The sequence below is a fragment of the Paenibacillus sp. LS1 genome, from assembly GCF_026013365.1.
In the GTDB taxonomy this organism is placed as follows: Bacteria; Bacillota; Bacilli; order Paenibacillales; family Paenibacillaceae; genus Paenibacillus.
The window spans coordinates 1-2199 of record NZ_JAPDOE010000026.1 but is presented as its reverse complement, the minus strand read 5'-3'; the positions used below and the strand labels follow the sequence as shown (position 1 = coordinate 2199).

Genomic DNA, 2199 nt, shown 5'->3' with positions numbered 1-2199 from the left:
ATTATCTGTGTGCTTATGTCGTGGGCGAAGGTGAGCTGGACGGGGAGCAAATTCGGGAGAATCTGCGGAGCATCCTGCCTTCGTACATGGTGCCATCATACGTGGTACAGATGGAAGCTCTACCGCTGACAAGGAACGGCAAACTGGACAAGAAAGCTCTGCCAAAGCCTGAATTAGAAGGCAATGTTATGTATGAAGCCCCTTGTGATGAGATTGAGCAATGCATAGCAGATATTTTTAGTGAAATTTTAGGAGTATCTCCAGTTGGGGTGCAGGATCATTTCTTTGAGCGTGGAGGTCATTCATTACGTGCTGCTCGTCTGGTTAACAGACTGGAAACTCAGGCAGGTCTGCGTCTATCTGTAAGAGATGTCTTTGCATATCCAACCGTACGCCTGCTGGCTAATCGGGCCAAAGAGATGAAGGGTTCCCATTCTTTTGTACCTATCCCTGCGCAGAAGGTGCTGCCTTATTATGAGACGAGCTCTCCGCAGAAGAGGTTATACGTCATTGATCGGATGCAACCTGGAACGGTTACCTACAATATGCCTGAATTCATCCAGTTAAAAGGCAAGTTAAGTGTTGAGAAACTGCAGCTAGCGCTGCAAGCATTGGTGGATAGGCATGAACCGTTACGTACAAGCTTTGATATTCAAAATGGAGAGCCTGTTCAAATGGTAAAAAACAAAGTTCATTTTGAACTCGAATATGAAAAGGGAACTCATGAGCATATGGCATCTGCGATGAAAACATTTATCCGCCCCTTTGATCTGACTGTTGCACCTTTGATGCGTGCAAAAGTATGGCAAATGGCTGAGGATGACGCCATCTTTATGATGGATTTTCATCATATGATCTATGATGGAGGTTCCGTTCCCGTTTTGATGAGAGATTTACAATATCTTTTCGAGGGGCGGACTCTTCCGGAGCTGAGAGTTCAATATAAAGACTATAGTTGTTGGCAGAATGAGCGGGATTTGTCTGAGCAAGAACAGTACTGGGCATCGGAGCTCTCTGGTGAAATCCCTGTGCTTGAACTTTTCACAGATGAACCTCGTCCGAAAGAACAGCGTTTTGATGGAAGCAGTATTCCATTTCAATTAAGCAAGGAAACAAAAGAGGCAGTACGGAAGCTCTCCCGTTCAACGGGAGCAACGGATTATATGATTCTTTTATCGGGTTTTATGCTTCTTTTGAGCCAATGCAGCGGCCAAGAAGATATTATAGTAGGAAGTCCGATTTCAGGTCGAGTTCATGCTGATACAGAGAATATGCTGGGCATGTTTGTGAACACGCTAGCCATTAGAGGTGAAATGAGTGCTTCCCAAACGTTTAGTGAACTTGTACATCAGATCAAGGAAAAGTGCTTGAGAGCTTATGAGAATCAGGAATATCCATTTGAACGTGTCGTGGACCAGTTCGCAGGACAGAGGGACTTATCCAGAAACCCTGTATTTGATGTCATGTTCACTTTGCAGAACGATGAGTTTTCTACACTAGCTTTGGGTGATTTAATCCTGAAGCCGTTAGAATATCCGTATGAAATTGCCAAGTTCGATCTAACCGTCAGCATGCGCGAGACCGAGCAGGGTTATGATCTTCACTGGGAGTATTGCACAGCACTCTTCCACATGGACACGATTAAGCGGATGGCAGCACAGTTTGAAGAGCTCTTAAGGAATGCATTGCGTGATCCGAACCAGATTTTAGGTACGATCAGTATAGTTCATCCTCATGAAAAACATTTGATTCTTAATGAATTTAATGCAACGGACACCGCTTATCCGTCTGACCGAAGCGTGGTGGAACTGTTCCATTCTCAGGCTGCATTGACTCCTGATCAGTTAGCTGTCGTGTCAGGCGAAGAGCAGATGATGTACCGTGAACTGGAGCAACGTTCCAGTCAGTTGGCAGAACAGTTACGGCGAGCAGGTGTGGAGCTCGGAGAATACGTAGGCATTATGGCTGAGCGGAATACGTACATGATCACGGGGATTTTGGCGATTCTGAAGGTCGGAGCAGCGTACATGCCGATTGATCCCAAATATCCGAATCAGCGAATAGCTTACATGCTGAAGGACAGTAGGGCCAAGGTAGTGCTTATCGGTGAACAGAAACCAGAAGCGCTGAAGGCCGATGAAGTTATAACCTTGTCCATGCTGACATCCGAAGGAGCGCGGAAAGAAGTTGCCTCTCCGT

At 45.8% G+C, this 2199-nt stretch carries 1 protein-coding gene; it reads left to right on the top strand.

Going from position 1 to position 2199, the window contains the following annotated elements; all coding sequences use genetic code 11:
- The coding region (locus OM416_RS31665; protein ID WP_264936334.1) for a condensation domain-containing protein at positions 1-2199 on the top strand (2199 nt) is incomplete at both ends.